This is a genomic window from Burkholderia sp. Bp8998 (assembly GCF_003854235.1).
Taxonomy (GTDB): Bacteria; Pseudomonadota; Gammaproteobacteria; order Burkholderiales; family Burkholderiaceae; genus Burkholderia.
This window is the reverse complement of record NZ_QTQF01000118.1, coordinates 1-1,892: the sequence shown is the minus strand read 5'-3', so window position 1 is coordinate 1,892 and position 1,892 is coordinate 1. Positions and strand designations below refer to the sequence as shown.

Sequence of the window (1,892 nt, the reverse complement as noted above, 5' to 3'; positions counted from 1 at the left end):
TCGAGGATCGCCGGGTTCTCGAGCGTGGACGTGTCCTGCGTGATCGCCTCGCCCTTCGCGAGCGAGCGCAACAGGCGCCGCATGATCTTGCCAGAGCGCGTCTTCGGCAGGTTGTCGCCGAAGCGGATGTCCTTCGGCTTCGCGATCGGCCCGATCTGCTTGCCGACCCAGTCGCGCAGCGTCTTCGCGAGTGCCGCCGCTTCCTCGCCTTCCGGGCGCGAACGCTTCAGCACCACGAACGCGACCACCGCCTCGCCCGTCGTGTCGTCCGGGCGGCCGACGACGGCCGCTTCCGCCACCAGCTCGTGCGAGACCAGCGCCGACTCGATCTCCATCGTGCCGAGCCGGTGCCCCGACACGTTCAGCACGTCGTCGATGCGGCCCATGATCGTGAAGTAGCCGGTGTCCTTGTCGCGCACCGTGCCGTCGCCGGCGAGATACAGCCGGCCGCCGAGTTCCTCGGGGTAGTAGCTCTTCCTGAAGCGCTCCGGATCGCCCCAGATCGTGCGGATCATCGCCGGCCACGGGCGCTTGATGACGAGGATCCCGCCTTGCCCGTTCGGCACGTCCTGCCCCGTTTCGTCGACCACCGCGGCCATGATGCCCGGCAGCGGCAGCGTGCACGAACCCGGCACCGTCGGCGTCGCGCCCGGCAGAGGCGTGATCATGTGGCCGCCGGTTTCGGTCTGCCACCACGTGTCGACGATCGGGCAGCGTTCCTGGCCGACGTGCTTGTGGTACCACATCCACGCTTCCGGATTGATCGGCTCGCCGACCGTGCCGATGATGCGCAGGCTCGACAGGTCGTAACTCTTCGGATGGACCTTGTCGTCGGCCTCGGCGGCCTTGATCAGCGAACGGATCGCGGTCGGCGCGGTGTAGAACACCGTGACCTTGTGATCGCCGATCATCTTCCAGAAGCGGCCGGCGTCCGGATAGGTCGGCACGCCCTCGAACACGACCTGCGTGCCGCCGCACGCGAGCGGGCCGTACGTGATGTAGGTGTGGCCCGTGACCCAGCCGATGTCGGCCGTGCACCAGAACACGTCGGTGGGCTTCCAGTCGAAGGTCCACTTCATCGTCTGCGCGGCCCACAGCAGGTAGCCGCCCGTGCTGTGCTGCACGCCCTTCGGCTTGCCGGTCGAGCCCGACGTATACAGGATGAACAGCGGATGCTCGGCGCCGACCCATTCCGGCGCGCAGGTGTCGGACTCGCCATCCGCGATCTCGTGCATCCACAGGTCGCGTTCCGCATGCCAGTCGATCTTGCCGCCGGTGCGGCGATAGACGATCACGCTCTTGACGGCTTCGCAGCCGCCCATCGCGAGTGCTTCATCGGCGATGCTCTTGAGCGGCAGCGTCTTGCCGCCGCGCGCCTGCTCGTCGGCGGTGATGAGCGCGACCGCGCCGACGTCGACGAGCCGCTCGTTCAGCGATTTCGCGGAGAAGCCGCCGAACACGACCGAGTGCGTGGCGCCGATGCGCGCGCAGGCCTGCATCGCGACGATGCCTTCGATCGACATCGGAATATAGATGATGACGCGATCGCCCTTGCCGATCCCGCGCTTCTTCAGCGCATTCGCGAAGCGCGACACGCGGGCGAGGAGATCGGCATAGGTGACGCGCGTGACGGTGCCGTCGTCGGCCTCGAAGATGACCGCGACGCGTTCGCCGTTGCCGGCTTCGACGTGACGGTCGAGGCAGTTGTAAGACGCGTTGAGTTCGCCGTCGTCGAACCACTTGTAGAACGGCGCGTTACTCTCGTCGAGCACCTTCGTGAACGGCTTGTGCCAGCTGAGGCCCTCGCGTGCGAGACGCCCCCAGAAGCCTTCGTAATCCTGCTCGGCCTCGGCGGCCAGCGCCTGGTAGGCCGGCATGCCGGAAATGGTCGC

At 67.3% G+C, this 1,892-nt stretch carries 1 protein-coding gene; it reads right to left on the bottom strand.

Annotated elements, in window-relative coordinates; all coding sequences use genetic code 11:
• A partial coding sequence (gene acs / locus DIE06_RS37640; RefSeq protein ID WP_124665726.1) for an acetate--CoA ligase occupies positions 1 to 1,892 on the bottom strand: 1,892 nt, incomplete at both ends.